At 64.4% G+C, this 14,755-nt stretch carries 12 protein-coding genes; 10 read left to right on the top strand and 2 right to left on the bottom strand.

Annotation, left to right across the window (positions count from 1 at the left end):
- Positions 1–48: 48 nt before the first annotated feature.
- From OGL93_RS09800 to OGL93_RS09765, 8 genes are all read left to right on the top strand, one after another.
- Positions 49–711: an amino acid ABC transporter permease gene (locus tag OGL93_RS09800; protein ID WP_263262442.1), complete on the top strand. Its 663-nt coding sequence runs from the start codon at positions 49–51 to the stop codon at positions 709–711.
- A 2-nt stretch (positions 712–713) separates the two neighbouring features.
- Complete coding sequence (locus OGL93_RS09795) at positions 714–1,370, top strand: amino acid ABC transporter permease (protein ID WP_263262441.1); 657 nt, start codon at positions 714–716, stop codon at positions 1,368–1,370.
- Entirely contained in the window at positions 1,367–2,092 is a 726-nt protein-coding gene (locus tag OGL93_RS09790) for an amino acid ABC transporter ATP-binding protein (RefSeq protein WP_263262440.1), read from the top strand. Before OGL93_RS09795 ends, OGL93_RS09790 begins: the two co-directional genes overlap by 4 nt.
- 117 nt (positions 2,093–2,209) lie before the next feature.
- On the top strand, positions 2,210–3,040 hold the full coding sequence (locus OGL93_RS09785) for a transporter substrate-binding domain-containing protein (RefSeq protein WP_263262439.1): 831 nt from the start codon (positions 2,210–2,212) through the stop codon (positions 3,038–3,040).
- A 28-nt stretch (positions 3,041–3,068) separates the two neighbouring features.
- Entirely contained in the window at positions 3,069–3,830 is a 762-nt protein-coding gene (locus OGL93_RS09780; RefSeq protein ID WP_263262438.1) for an SDR family oxidoreductase, read from the top strand.
- A 430-nt stretch (positions 3,831–4,260) separates the two neighbouring features.
- A complete protein-coding gene (locus tag OGL93_RS09775; protein ID WP_263262437.1) occupies positions 4,261–5,262 on the top strand; it encodes a DNA-binding protein in 1,002 nt (333 codons plus the stop codon).
- A 574-nt stretch (positions 5,263–5,836) separates the two neighbouring features.
- The gene (locus tag OGL93_RS09770) at positions 5,837–6,532 is read left to right on the top strand and encodes a response regulator transcription factor (RefSeq protein ID WP_263262436.1); all 696 of its coding nucleotides are present in this window, start codon (positions 5,837–5,839) and stop codon (positions 6,530–6,532) included.
- Positions 6,510–8,906: an ATP-binding protein gene (locus OGL93_RS09765; protein WP_263262435.1), complete on the top strand. Its 2,397-nt coding sequence runs from the start codon at positions 6,510–6,512 to the stop codon at positions 8,904–8,906. The genes OGL93_RS09770 and OGL93_RS09765 overlap by 23 nt, the downstream gene beginning before the upstream one ends.
- Before the next feature lie 20 nt (positions 8,907–8,926).
- Here OGL93_RS09765 and OGL93_RS09760 read toward each other — a convergent pair whose 3' ends face one another.
- Both OGL93_RS09760 and OGL93_RS09755 read right to left on the bottom strand, forming a co-directional pair.
- Positions 8,927–10,558 carry a methyl-accepting chemotaxis protein gene (locus tag OGL93_RS09760; protein WP_263262434.1) on the bottom strand — a complete coding sequence of 544 codons (1,632 nt, stop codon included), beginning with the start codon at positions 10,556–10,558 and terminating at the stop codon, positions 8,927–8,929.
- Between the two features lie 91 nt (positions 10,559–10,649).
- Complete coding sequence (locus tag OGL93_RS09755) at positions 10,650–11,036, bottom strand: cytochrome c family protein (protein ID WP_263262433.1); 387 nt, start codon at positions 11,034–11,036, stop codon at positions 10,650–10,652.
- Positions 11,037–11,228: 192 nt separating this feature from the next.
- Here OGL93_RS09755 and OGL93_RS09750 point away from each other — a divergent pair, with 192 nt between their 5' ends.
- Both OGL93_RS09750 and OGL93_RS09745 read left to right on the top strand, forming a co-directional pair.
- Positions 11,229–13,709 carry a TonB-dependent siderophore receptor gene (locus OGL93_RS09750; protein WP_263262535.1) on the top strand — a complete coding sequence of 827 codons (2,481 nt, stop codon included), beginning with the start codon at positions 11,229–11,231 and terminating at the stop codon, positions 13,707–13,709.
- A gap of 77 nt (positions 13,710–13,786) precedes the next feature.
- Positions 13,787–14,671 (top strand): LysR substrate-binding domain-containing protein, encoded by an 885-nt coding sequence (locus tag OGL93_RS09745; RefSeq protein WP_263262432.1) that lies wholly within the window; start codon positions 13,787–13,789, stop codon positions 14,669–14,671.
- The last annotated feature ends 84 nt before the right edge of the window (positions 14,672–14,755 follow it).

Genomic DNA, 14,755 nt, shown 5'->3' with positions numbered 1-14,755 from the left:
GCATACCTGAACGGCCCGTAAAGGGCGGCTGTATCAGAGTGGCACGCCATGTTCGGTTATACCTTCTATTGGTCTCTGGTCTGGGATGCGATCCCCGAGCTGCTCGGCGGTGCCTGGCTCACGGTGCAACTGGCGGCCCTGTCGATGCTGCTGGGTACCGTGCTCGGCCTGCCGCTGGCGGTGGCGCGCCGAAGCGGCGAGGGCCGAAGCTACCGCCTGGCCACGGCGTGGGTGGAACTGGCGCGCAACACCCCCACGTTGTTCCAGATTTACATGATGTACTTTGGCCTGGGCTCGCTGGGCATCCAGATCAGCAGCTACTGGGCAGTGCTCATCGCCTTGACCTTCAACAATGCCGGCTACCTGGCGGAGATCTTCCGCGGCGGGCTAGGCGCCATCGCTCGCCAACAACTGGCGGCGGCGCGTTCGCTGGGGCTGACCGCGCGCCAGGGCTACCTGCATGTGATCTTCCCGCAGCTGTTTCGCATCGTCTTCCCGGGCTACGTGACCCAGGCGGTGTGGGCGATGCTCAACACCTCGCTGGGCATGTTGGTGGGCCTGCATGAGCTCAGCGGCGCGGCACAGTCGGCGCAGTCAGTGAGCTTTCGCAGCTTCGAGTTTTTCTTGATAACCGCCTTGATCTACTACGTGATCGCCAAGCTCATTGAGTTCGGCGCGCGCGCAGTGTTCTGGCGCTGGCTGAGGACCTGAGCATGCAATTCGTACTTGCAGACCCATCCTTGCACTGGCGTGACCTGTGGTTCCTGCTCCAGGGCGCCGGAAGCACGTTATGGGTCACGCTGGTGGCTGGCCTGTTCGGCACCCTGGGGGGCATTGTGCTGGGCTGGATGCGCTTCGGCTCGGTATGGCTGCGCTGGCTCACCGCGCCCTATGTGGATGTGGTGCGCAGCGTGCCGATGATCATCCAGCTGATTCTCGCCAACAGCTTTTTGGCGTTGTCCGGGCTAGGCGTAAATGCCTTCTGGTTGTCGGTGGTAGTGCTCAGCTCGTCGATGGCAGTGGTTACCGGCGAAGTGGTGCGCGCCGGCCTCGAAGCGGTGCCCCCTACCTACCGCCGCGCTGCCCGCTCGCTGGGCATCAGCTGGCTGCAGGAGTTCTGCCACATCAGCGCGCCACTCGCGCTGCGCACCAGCTTCGCCGCGTGGGTCGGCCTGTTGTTAGGGCTGGCCAAGGACAGCGCGCTGGTCAGCGTGGTCGGCTATGTCGAGTACATGAAGTCCACACAGATCCTCATCACCCGCACCCATGAAGCCCTGCTGCTGCTACTCGGCGTAGGGCTTTTCTATTTTGTGATCTGTTACCCGGTGTCGCGCTACAGCGCGAGGCTGGAAAGGAGGATGGCCCTGTGATCGAGATCCGTGGCGTTCGTAAGCAGTTCGGCAACATCGAGATCCTCAAGGGGATCGATCTGGAGGTAAACAAAGGCGAGCTGCTGTGCCTGCTAGGTGCCAGCGGCTCAGGCAAGTCGACTTTGCTGCAATGCATCAATGGTCTGGAGCCGATCCAGGGCGGCAGCATCAAGGTAGACGGCATCGAGGTGCATGCCGCTTCTACCGACCTGAACGGCCTGCGCCAGCGGCTGGGCATTGTGTTCCAGCAATTCAACGCTTTCCCACACCTGAAGGCGTGGGAAAACGTGGCGCTGGCGCCGCGTCTGGTACAAGGCAAAACCCGCCGGGAGGCCCGCGAGGTTGCCTTGCATTACCTGGCCCATGTGGGCTTGGCGGAAAAAGCCGAGCTATTGCCTTCGCGCCTCTCCGGTGGCCAGCAACAGCGCCTGGCCATCGCCCGGGCGCTGGCCATGCAGCCTACTTACATGCTGTTTGACGAAGTGACCTCCGCGCTGGATCCCGAACTGGTGGGCGAGGTGCTCGACACCATGCGTCAGTTGCGCCAGGAGGGCATGACCATGGTGGTGGTCACCCACGACATCACCTTTGCGCGCAACTCCAGCGACCGCGTGGCCTTTCTGCATCAGGGCAACGTGGCCGAAATCGGCACCGTGGCCGAGGTACTGGGCCAACCCCGTAACGAGCACACGCAGCGTTTTTTGCGGCGTGAGCATTGCTGAGCCTGCGTTGTTTCATCAACCAGTATTGAGCGCCGCGCGAGGCGTCGTCGTTGAGCGCTAGCAGCGTGAATTACTGAATAGCGGATTCTTCTTCACTCACCATCGATGGAGCGTGCCATGCAACATTCACCTCTGAAAGCGTTGTTGCCCCTGACGCTGGCTGTTGCCGGGGCTTTCGCCACCCAGGCTCATGCCGAGTCCACCCTCGACCGCGTCGTACAGGCCAAGAAGCTACGCTGCGGCGTAATGCTGGACTCACCGCCTTCAGGCTACCGCACCCCGGACAACCAGCCCGATGGCTTCGATGTGGCCTATTGCAAGGACATGGCCCAGGCCCTGGGCGCCACGGCGGAAATCGTCGAAACGCCCTCGGCCGACCGCATCCCGGCGCTGGTATCCAATCGCATCGACGTGCTGGTAGCCTCGACGACCAGCACTGTCGCTCGTGGGCTGTCGGTGGCCTTCACCCAGCCCTACATGAACTACACCACCGCGGTGATCACTCGCAAGGACAGCGGCATCAAAAGCTACGGGGACCTTAAGGGTCACACGCTGGGCGGGGTCACCGGCACCTCGACCGAGCAGCTGCTCAAGCGCGACATCGCTGCCTGGAACGATGGCAAAACCCAATACACCGCCTACGGCAGCGATACCGAGGCGTTCCTCGCCCTGCAGCAAGGCAAGGTCGACGCTCTGCTGCAGGCCACCGCGGTCGCCTCCGCGCTGATCAAGAGCGGGCAGTTCCCCACCTTCGAGATGGCAGGGCAGGCGCCATTTCCGCCGGACCTCGTTTCCATCGCCGTGCGCCGTGATGACCAACAAATGCTTGGCTGGGCGAAATTGTTCGTGTGGAACCAGGTGTCGTCCGGCCGTTTCGGGCAGTTGTACCAGCAGTACATCAGCAGCACCGAACCGCCGAGCCTGAAGGTTTCCGGCGTCGATTTCTAAACCAATGGCAACTGAACAGGATACTTTCATGATTCGCTTCGAACTCACTAACCGCCGGGTTCTGGTCACCGGCGGCGCTTCTGGTATCGGCCTGGAAACCGCGCGCCGGCTCGCCGAAGCGGGCGCCGACGTGGCCATTAACTTTCTGCCTGGCGATACCCGCGCCGAGCAAGCGCTGGAAAGCCTGGCCCAATACAAAGGCCGGGTGATCGCCGCCCCTGGCGACCTGGCCGACGCGGCTGCTGCTCAGGCCATGGTCGAACAAGCCATTGCCGACCTCGGCGGGCTCGACCTCTTGGTCAATAACGCCGGCACCCCTGGCTTGAGTAAACCCGTACCGGTGGGCGACTTGGACGGCATCAGCGAGGCGCTATGGGCCACGTTGCTCAACGTCAACCTGATGAGTGTATTTCGTTGCTCCAAAGCCGCCGCCAGCGCGTTGAAGGCTAGCCGCGGTGCCATCGTCAATACGGTATCGATCGCCGGGTTCAGCGCGGTGAGCAGTAGCATCTGCTACAGCGCCTCGAAAGCGGCGGCGATCAATCTCACCAAGAACCTTGCCCGAGGGTTGGCGCCCGAGGTGCGAGTCAATGGCGTGGCGCCGGGCGCGGTAGACAGCAGTTGGGCGATCCAGTGGACCGAGCAGCACCGCTCCACCTCCGAAGCCGCTACCCCGCTCAAGCGCTGGGCTACACCGGGCGATGTCGCCGAGGCGATTCTCTACCTGGGCTTTGGCGCGGCCATGACCACGGGTCAAGTCCTAGTGATCGACGGCGGCATCTCAATCTGACGGCCCTTCTCCGCATCCTCAGACCTACGCCAGGCATCTCATAAGGCAGATGCCCTGGCGAGGTTTGCATGATTGAGTTCGATGGGCGTTTGGTTCCAAACCAAACGCCTTGATCGCTGTTCGATCGCACTCAGCATCCCCGCGCCTCCAGCGCGCACGCCTCCAATCCTACCTTGATAGCTTTTGGCCAGTATTGCCGATGGCAATACCCGCGCCGGTGCGGTGTGCCGACCCCTCGATAGTTGGTCCGGAGCGCGCGGTTCAGGCGTACCAGCCGGTGCTCCCACTGCACCGCCATGGCCATTTAAGTGGCTAGCCCGTGATAACGCGCCATTATCCTTTATCAGAAATTCTTAAAAAATCTTGTTATTTGCGTTCTACCCATATGTAATTACACCGTACGTACCACAGAACGAAATCGAGGCGGCAAATGGCACGAGGTGGCATCAACAAGGCGCTGGTAGAAAAGGCACGTGATGCGCTGCTCGCACGAGGGCAGAACCCCAGCATTGATGCGATCCGGGTGGAGATGGGCAATACCGGGTCCAAGAGCACCATCCACCGCTATCTCAGAGAGCTGGAGCAGGCCCAGGGCACGCTTGCCGAAGGCATGGGTTCTATCAGCGACGAATTGACCACGCTGGTGCACACCCTTGCGCAGCGGCTGCATGACGAGGCACAAGCGCGCATCGATGCGGCTCAAAAGGCCTTCGATGAGCGGCTTGGTCAGTTACAAGTGGAGGCTGCCGGGCATGCCAACCGTGCCGAAGGGCTGCAACAGGCGCTTACCCGTAGCGAGGAGGCGCTGGCCCAGGCGCTGGAGCAACTGACTGAAACCCGGGCCAGCGCCCAGGTAGAGCAAACCCGCAACGCGCGGCTGGCCCAGGCCTGCGAGGATTTGGAAGCGCGACTGGCAGACAAACAGCAGCAGGTGGTTTCGCTGGAAGAGAAGCACCGCCATGCCCGCGATGCGCTCGAGCACTACCGCGCCGCAAGCCGCGAGCAAAGGGAGCAAGAGCAACGCCGTCACGAGGGGCAACTGCAACAGGCACAAGCGGAGCTGCGCCAGGCGCAGCAGGCGCTGGTGGTACGCCAGGACGAACTCACTCGCCTCAATCGCGACAACGAGCGCCTGTTGTCCGCCCTGGCGCAAAGCGAGCAACAGCAGGCGAAGGCGGCGGAGCAGGGCGTCGTCTTGCAAAAAGACGTCGCCCGATTGACCACCGCGTATGGGCAGGCGCAGGGCGCGCGCGAGGTGCTGGAGACGCAACTGGGCGAGCTGCGCGCCAACCTGGCTCAGGTGGGCGACGCCGCGGCCCGGCAAGCGCAAGAGCTGGCCGAAGCCACTGCACGTGGGCGCTTGCTCGAGCAGGCACTGGCAGAGGCCAAGGCTACGCAAACGGCCCATCACTCCGATGAAAACCCTGCCTGAGCCCAGGCAAAAAAAAGCCACCGCTCCGGGGAGGCGCGGTGGCGAACTGTTTCTCACCAAAGGACGAAGTGGAGACACGCCGGGCGGACCAGGCGGCGGGGGGTGTCTGGCCACCCGGCGGCGTCTTTACTTCGAGGCCAACGTTAGCACCGTCCTAATCCATTGATGAATCAGCCCAATTAATAGCGATTATTGCTCAAATGCATAAATAGATAAGAGGCTGGGCGGGGTTCGGCGCAAGGGCCAGATTGTTACCGTTGGTTTGAATTCGGAATATTCCGATACTAAACCCCTCTTCCAGCCCCTAAAGTGCGCGGCCAGTTCAACGGCGGCATTTTTGGCCGGGCAGCATATTCCGGGGTTTCCCCCGGAAAGTCTTCAGGCTAAGCTCTGAAAACGGGAGACCTCCCGAGCCAAGCCTTCCGGCGAACTCCCTCCAGGGGCGCCCAGGGGCGCGCCATGAACCGAAAGTTTCGAGGCTTGGCACCATGAAAACCGATTTCGCATTTTTCCCCTTCCTGCCCACGGCTTGGGCGCTGTCCCAGCCTCTGTCTCCCAACCAGGCAGATGCACTGTGAGGGCTACCGCCGCGCCCCTGCGGCTGATGCTCCTAGATGACCACGAATTCATTCTCCATGGCATGTCCCACGTGCTGGCGAATCAGGCCGATATCCAGGTGGTCAGCACGCACCACACCAGCCGTTCGTTGCTCGATGCCTTGCGCAATACCGACGTCAATATCGTGGTCATCGATTACTCGCTGAGCCCCGGCGAGGTGGATGGGCTGAACCTGATCAAGGCCATTGGCACCCGCTATCCCAATACCCGTGTGATCGTCATTTCGTCTCTGCACACCCCGGCCACCGTTGCCCTCAGCCTGCGCTGCGGAGCGGTGGGCTTCGTGGGCAAGGAGCTGGGCGCCGAGGAGTTGCTCAAGGCAGTGCGCACCGTCGCGGCCGGGAGGATCTACCTGCACCCAGACATGGAAGGCGAACTGCACCGCAACAATGTGGCTACCCATCCGCTGGGCCCGGCCGATGCCGACGACGCCGAGCCGGTGGCCGCGCTGGTCAGCACCCAGGGGCTGACCCTGCGTGAGCGGGAAGTATTACGCTGCTGCCTCGACGGCCTCTCGGTGACCGAAATTGCCCGCAAGTTCTCCCGCAGCATCAAGACCATCAGCGCCCAGAAGCAATCGGCCTACCGCAAGCTCGGGTTACGCACCGATAACGAGTTGTTCAAGCTGCGTGCCCAGCTGGAAGGTTGGTAAGGTGGTGTTGCGCGGGGCTGTCCTGCTGCTCGCCACGTTTTGCAGCCTGCCGGTGCTGGCCCAGCCGGTCAGCGATCCCTTGACCCAACTCCACAGCGAAGTTTTCACCGAGCAGGAACGGGCCTGGATGCAGGCCCATCCGGTGGTCCGCTACGCCATCGACCCCTATTGGCCCATGGAGTACCGCGACGAGCACGGGCAGCATCGCGGGCTGACCCGCGAATATGTGGATTACATCGCCAAGGTTACCGGGCTCGTCTTTGAACAGGTACCCAGCGCAAACCTGCAGCAAAGCCTGAAAATGATCGAGCGAGGTGAGCTCGATGCCGTGTCAGCCGTGTCGGCGCGGCTGCTCGAAGATGATCTTCACCACCGGCTGCTGTTCACCGATCCTTATTTCGTCGGGGCCTCGGTCATCATCACCAAGGCCGCCAGCCCGATCGCTTACAACCCTGGCAAGCTGGATGGGCAGGTGGTGGCGGTAAAGGGTGGCGGGGGCTACGAACGCTACCTGAGCCGCAATTACCCCGGCATCCACCTGCTGCTGCTCAACGACCCGGAAGAGGCGCTGGCTGCGCTCGATGAAGGCCGCGCCGACGCGGTGATCGGGCTGGACCAGGCATTGCGGCCGCTGGTGCGGCGCAAGTACTTCGATCAACTGCACCTCTCCGGGGTGATTTCCGATATGCCGGCAGTGATCGCCATGGGCATCGCGCCCACCCAGCCGGTTCTCAAAAGCGTCATCGACAAGGCCCTCGGCACGCTGACGTCCCGGGCCACCGATCAGATGGATGCCCGGTGGGTGGCGCAGAGCGACTTCGGCGTACCGTCGTGGGCGAGCCTGCTGCGCTACTACGGCTGGGAGCTGCTCGGCCTCTGCGCGTGCGTCCTGCTGCTGGTGGCCTTCGCCCGTAACGCCACCCGTGCGCGCAAGGCCGCGCAGCAGAGCGAAAGCGTGAAAACGGCGTTTCTGGCGATGATGAGCCATGAAATCCGCACACCGATGAACGCCATTCTGTCTTCCATCGAGCTGCTCCGGCGCACGCCGCTGGAGCCGCGCCAGGAGCAACTGGCGGCTTTGGCCGGTAACTCCGCCGGCAACCTGCTCGAACTGCTCGATAACGTGTTGGATCTCTCCCGGCTCGAGGCGCGCCGCGTGGAACTGGCGCCGCAGCCTACCCAGCTCTGGGCGTTGGCCGAAGCCGTGGCCGATATCCACCGCCTGGCGGCTCAGGCCAAGGGTGTTGCCTTGCACCTGCATTGCGAGGGCCCGCCGGCACCAACGGTGATGGTCGATGCCGTGCGCCTGCGGCAGATCTTGACCAATCTGCTGTCCAATGCGGTGAAATTCACCGCCGAGGGGCAGGTCGACCTGCGCCTGAGCCTGACTGAAGGCGAGCCGGCGATGCTCCACCTGGAAGTGGTCGACACCGGTGTGGGCATCGCGCCGGAGCGCCAGGCGCAGCTGTTCCAGCCATTCGTCCAGGCCGACAATTCCACCAGCCGGCGCTACGGTGGCAGTGGCCTTGGCCTGGCCATCTGCAAGGACCTGGCAACGCTGATGGGCGCGGACATCGGCCTGCACAGCACGCCAGGGCAGGGGACCACGGTCTGGTTACGCATGCCGCTGCAATGGGCCACCGAACCCGCCCTGGCCTCGCCGCCGGAACCTTCGGCCGCAGCGGCGGCAGACCTACGCCCGTGCCTGTTGCTGGTGGAAGATCACCCGGTCAACCAGCAGGCGATCGGCCTGCAGCTGGAAGCCCTGGGCTATCGCTGTGAAGTGGCGCCGGACGGGCCCGCTGCCTTGGCGAAGCTGGCCAGCGATGACCGGGGCGAGTTGGCGGCGGTGCTGCTCGATTGCCAACTCCCAGGCATGGACGGCTATGAAGTCGCCCGCAGGATTCGCCTGCGCGAGCGCGAGCTCGGCCTGCCGCGCCTGGCACTACTGGCGATCTCTGCCGCCAACGACGACGCCCACCATGAGCGGGTGTTCACCAGCGACATGGACGCCAGCCTGAGCAAGCCGCTGCGCCTGGCGGAGCTTGAAGCGCTGTTGGGCCTGTGGGTGTCGGCGGCGCCCGCGGCGCAAGCGCCGAGCCCGCACCAGCAGCTGCAAGCGATTTTCGTCAGCAGCACCGAAGCGGACCTGCTGGAAATCGACGCCGCGCTCAAGATGGGCGACGCCAGCCGAGTGGTGCACTGGGCGCACAGGATTCACGGCGCCGCGTTGATGGTCGGGGCAGGAGAAGTCGCCGCCCTGGCGGGTGCGCTGGAAGAACAGCTCAGCCGGGAGCCGCCACAGTGGCCCGGCGCCGAGCAAGTGCACGGGCTGCGGGCCGCGCTGCGGCAGCACTCGTCGGCGCTGGGCTGACCGCCCGGCGCCGGCCTTTGTCAGAGCTTGAAGCGCAGCACCGTGTTGTTAAGGCCGACTGCCAGGCGCGACAGGTCATTGCCGGCGGCCGCGGTCTGTTGCGCGCCCGCGGCGGTCTGCGTGGAGAGATCACGGATGCTCACCAGGCTGCGGTCCACCTCGCGGGCGACTTCGGCCTGCTCTTCGGTGGCAGAGGCAATGTTGAGGTTGCGGGCGTTGATCTGCCCGATCGCCGCGGTGATGTCCGCCAGGGCCGCGCCGGCGGCTTGGGCCACTTCTACGCTGACCTTGGCGCGGTCGCTGCTGTCGGCCATGGAGCTGACGGCTTGGTCGGCCCCGGCCTGGATCGCCACCATCATCTGCTCGATCTGCGCGGTGGACTGCTGAGTGCGGTGTGCCAGGGCGCGTACCTCATCGGCGACCACGGCGAAGCCACGCCCGGCCTCTCCGGCGCGCGCCGCCTCGATGGCCGCGTTGAGCGCCAGCAGGTTGGTCTGTTCGGCCACGCCGCGGATCACTTCCAGCACGCCGCCAATGCTGCGCACCTGCCCCGCCAGGGCATTGAGCTCGCCTGCGGCACGATCGACCGCGCCTTGCAGGTCGTTGATCGAGGTCACCGTGCGCGCCACTTGCCGCTGGCCGTGCTCTGCCGCCGCGCTGGACGCCTGGGCCGCTTCGGCGGCCAATACCGCGTTGCTGGCGACTTCATCCACCGCCGCCGACATCTCGTTCATCGCAGTGGCCGATTGCGCGATCTCGTCGTTCTGCCGCTGGATGCCGCGCAGGGCATCGTCGGTCACCGCCGCCATTTCCTCGGAAGTCGACGCGAGCGAGGTAGAGGATTCGCCCAGCTCGGCAAGGGTGGCGCGCAGGTTCGCTTGCATCTGGCCCAGGGCGCTGAGCAAACGGCCGGGCTCGTCGCTGCCGTCGTGGGGCACCGGCTGGCTGAAGTCGTTGGCGGCGATACGCTCGGCAACGCCGACGGCGCGGTTGAGCGGGGCCACCAAGCTGCGGGTGAAGAGGGTGGCCAGGGCGACGGTCGCCGCCAGTGCCAGCACTATCACTACCCAGGTGACCTCCTGGGCCTGGGTATAGGTCGCGCTGGCATTGGCGTCCTCGCGCTTGACCTTGCCATCGATCAGCCCGTTGAGCTTGTCGATCAGCGCCTGCACCTGTTCCGCGGCGCGGGTCATCTCGCCGCTGCTGGCGGTAAGGGCAGTGACCTCGTTCTCGTGCCCGGCGCGCACCGCCGTGAGGTAACGCGTATGCACGTCAAGGTAGGCCTGGGTCGCCTGGCGCAGCTCGGCGTAGGTCGCTTGGCCCTGCTCGCTGATCATCAGCGGGCGCAGGGTCTCCAGGTCACTGGCGAGGGCGCCACGTGCCTTGTCGATGCGCTGTTCGGCCATGGTCACGCTGTCGCCGTCCTTGGCCAGGCGCAAGCTGCCGTTGTACAAGCGGATCGACAGCAGGTCGTTCCGCACCTGGTCGATGGTTTGCACGCTGGGGAGCACGTTCTGTTGCAGGAGGGTCTGCGAGGCCCTGATGGCGGAGACCTGGCTCAGCGAGAACAGGCCAAAGGCCGCGACCAGCACGGCGAAGAAACCAAAACACAGCAGCGAGCGCTGCGCGATGCGCATGCGGCGTAAAAACATTGCAGAGACCCCTTGATTGTGGATCCCGCTAGTATCGGCTGAAACGGTTAATCCTTGATATGGCCCGTCGCTATTATCGCGTTACGGAGCGCTATTGGCCCGTCTGCGAAGCCAGGAAGGCCACCAGGTCGCTGAGCTTCTGATCGCTGCCGATCCACCAGAAATTCATCCGCGTGCCAGGAACTACGCCCTTTGGGTCGTCGATATAGGCCTTGAGCTTGTCTTCGGACCACACCACCCCGGCGTTACGCATGGCGTCGGAGTACTGGTAATCGGCGGTAGTGCCCGCCTGGCGGCCGACCACCCCGGTCAGTTGGGGGCCGAAGGCGGCCTGGGCGCCGGGGCCGATGTTGTGGCAGCCGCTGCACTTGGCCTGGAACACCGTGCGACCGGCCTCGGCGTCGCCTTCGGCAAACGCGCTCCGAGCCAAGGCCACCAACAACAAAGCGGCAAAGCGCCGCTGCGTAATCACGAGCATCTGAGATTTCCATACATGAGGCACACCGGCGCCTATGGTCGCAGCAAAGCCAGGGCCAGCACCAATGAATCGGGTGTTAACCCAGCTGTAATTTTCTGAGCTGCCGCTGCGTTCTACCGGCAAACATCTGCCGGCGCTGCCTGGTCCGCTCGATGGCGACCTGCCCCGGCTACACCGTACGTAGAGGGCATGATGCCAGCAATCCATTCATTCAAACCCCTGGTCAGTGCCCTGGCGGCCGCAGGGGCGGCCCGGGGCCCCGGGCGCTTCGCCCGCCTGGGCGTGGCCTGCCTGCTGCCGCTATCGGCGCAGGTATGCGCCGCGGAGGTCAATTTCAACATCGCCCCCCAGCCACTGCGCTCCGCGCTCGAGCAATTCAGCGAGCAGAGCGGTCTTCAGGTGCTCTACAACGCAGCGGACCTCGAGGGTGTGAGTGGCGGCACGGTGAAGGGGCGGATGGGCACGGATGAGGCGGTCAATCGCCTGCTTAATGGGCAGGGGGGCATCAGTTATCGCATGGACGGCAGCCTGCTGACGGTTACCCGCGCCAAAGTGGGGGTGGTCGACCTGGGGGTCACCGCGGTGAGTTCCGCTTCGGTGGGGTCCGCCGTCACCACCGAGGGCAGCCGGTCTTATACCTCCGGCGCGGTGACCGTAGACAAGGGCGTTCAGGCGGTGAAAGACATCCCGCAGTCGATCACGGTGATCACCCGTCAGCAGATGGATGACCAGAACACCAACAGCATTTCCGACCTCGTCAATCGCGCGCCGGGGCTGACCGCGGCCAAGTCTCCCGGTGCCGGGCTGTTTATCTATTCCCGCGGTTTTAGCATCGATACCGTGCAGTACGACGGTGTGCCGCTGCCCCGTAACACCTACTCGTTGGGCAGCTACCTTACCGAAGACCTGGGCATTTACGACCGTGCCGAAGTGTTGCGTGGGCCGGCAGCGCTGCTGCAGGGCGGGGACAGCCCGGGTGGCGCGCTGAACCTGGTGCGCAAGCGCGGCCAGGACAAGCCCGCCGTTACCGTGACCGGCACCGCGGGCACCTGGGACCGCTACGGCCTGAGCGTGGACGCTGGCGGGCCGCTGAACCAGAGCGGCACGGTGCGGGGGCGTACGGTGGTCAGCCAGAACGAAGGGGGCTCTTTCATCGACTACGTGCGGGGGTGGAAACAGACCGCCTACGGCGCGCTGGACATCGACTTCACACCCGACCTGACCGTAGGGGTAGGGGTGTCCAATCAAAAAGGCCACTCCCGCCCGGCCATGCTTGGCCTGCCGCGTTATGCCGATGGCAGCGATCCACACTGGAGCCGATCGAGCTACGTCGGCGCTGCCTGGAACCGTGCAGACAACGACCAGACCACCGCTTTCCTCGACGCCACCTACCGCCTCAACGACGACTGGCATGCCAAGGCTGCCGCCGTGTATATGAGCGAGCACAACGGTGCCACCTACCAAGCGTTGTGGAACGCGGTGCCCAACAATGGCGCCGCCAACGATTACATCGACTGGGCCACCGACTTCACCACGCGCAACAAGGGGCTGGACCTCTACCTGGATGGGCAGTTTACCGGGTTCGGTTTCGAGCAGACGTTCCTGGTGGGGGCCAACTACTCGCAGATCAAGACCGACGACCGCTATGCCCGGGCGCCCATGGCGGGCGCGGACTCCTTCGACGTGGACCATCACCGGCCGATGCCAAGCATCTACGAGCTGGCCACTCGCCGGGACGCAGCGGGCAACGGCCTGGGCCGCCTGACCGACTACGACATCATCCAGAAGGGCCTCTATAGCCGATGGTCGGTCAACCTCACCGACCCGCTCAAGCTGATCCTCGGTGCGCGCACCAGTTGGTATGACCTGACCTATACCGCCCGGGATTTCACCGGGGCTGCGATAGGCGAGCCGTCGACCACCACCACCTCGGGCGAGTTCACACCCTATGCGGGCCTCGTCTACGCGCTCACGCCGCAATGGTCCACGTACCTGAGCTACACCGATATCTTCCAGCCGCAGACCAACCAGAGCGCGCAGGGGACTGTTATCGAGCCGGTCACCGGCAAGAACTACGAGCTGGGGTTGAAGGGCGAGCTGTTCGACGGCGCGGTGAACACCTCCATTGCGTTGTTCCGCTACGACCAGCAGAACCTCGCCACCCCGGACACCGAGAGCAACAACGGCACGTGCTATTGCTCCCGGGCGGCAGGTGAGGTCCGCAGCCAGGGCCTTGAAGCGCAGATCAGCGGGGAGGTGCTCAGTGGCCTGCAACTGATGGCGGGCTACGTCTACAACACCACCCAGTACCTCAAGGACACCCGTTACCAAGGCCAGGTGTTCAGTACCTGGTCGCCCAAGCATCAACTCAAGGCGTGGGCGGACTACACCCTGCCGGGCGCCCTCGAACGGGTGTCTCTGGGAGCAGGGGTGACGGCCGTGACCGGCACCACCTCCTATGGCCGCGATCCCTCGTTCGACTTGCCGGGCTATGCCATCTGGGATGCCCGGGTGGCGTACAAGGTCAGCGATGAAATCACCGTGGCAGCCAACATGAACAACCTGTTCGACAAGAAGTACTACGTGCCGGCCTACAGCACGAGTGAGTACAACAACTACTACGGGGACCCGCGCAACCTGATGTTCAGCGTGAAATACACCCCTGAGCTCTGATGCCTCACCGAACACGCCTGGCTTTACCCCAGCCGCGTACCTAGGCAGCATGGCCGTTTTGCTCAAGAGGCTGTGCCATGCGACGTCTGCCGTCCCTGGGTGCGTTGAAAACCTTCGAGTGCGCGGCCCGTCATGCCCACTTCGGCCGCGCCGCCACCGAGCTGTGCGTCACTGACAGCGCGGTGAGCCATCAGATTCGCCAGTTGGAGGAGCAACTGGGGGTGGCGCTGTTCGTGCGGGAGGGGCGGCAGGTGCGCCCCACGCCAGCCGCCGGGCGGTTGATGCAGCGCTTGCAGCAGGCATTCGAACTGATTGGCGAGGCCTGCGACCAACTGCGCGACCCATCGTCGCTGGCCGTGTTGCGCCTGGCCGTGACCACGGAGCTGGCGCAGAAGTGGTTGATCAGCCGGTTGAGCGATTTCTCCTACCGTTACCCTCACATCACCTTGCACCTGTATGAGCAGCCCATCGAAGCGACGGTGCCCGGCCAGGACATCGACGTGGCCATCACCTATGGCGGCGGCCCGGCGGACAGCAGCGCCTATTTCGTGCGCCCGCTGCCGGCGCTGGAGTTCTTTCCGGTGTGCAGCCCGGGGCTGTTCAACCAGGGCACCCTCAAGGTGCCGAAAGACCTCGCCCGCCATTGCCTGCTGCACGACGACCAGGACGGCAAGACCTGGACCGCCTGGCTGGCCCGTCACGGCGGCGACCTGCGGCCCGCGCGGCACCTCTACCTGCCCCACGCCGGGCTCACCCTGGAGGCGGCGATCCAGGGGCAGGGGATCGCCATGGGCGACAACCTGACCGCCCAGGAGGACCTGCACAGCGGCCGCCTGGTCAGGCCGTTCGCGGCCTCGATCACTGCCCTGGGCCAGTACGCGTTGGTGTGCGAGCGGGTGCGCCAGGACCGCCCCGCGGTCGCGCAGTTACTGGGCTGGTTTGCCGAGCAGTTGGGCGATTGATGAATCCAGCTCAAGGGTTGTGCAATATTGCTCGTTGGCGCCGTTGGGCTTTGAAGCCGTAGGGTTGAGCTATTCCCGCCCGCT

It is taken from the genome of Pseudomonas sp. RIT-PI-S, assembly GCF_025642975.1.
Lineage (GTDB): Bacteria > Pseudomonadota > Gammaproteobacteria > Pseudomonadales > Pseudomonadaceae > Aquipseudomonas.
The sequence above is the reverse complement of the archived record's forward strand: the minus strand, read 5'-3'. Positions and strand labels throughout refer to the sequence as shown.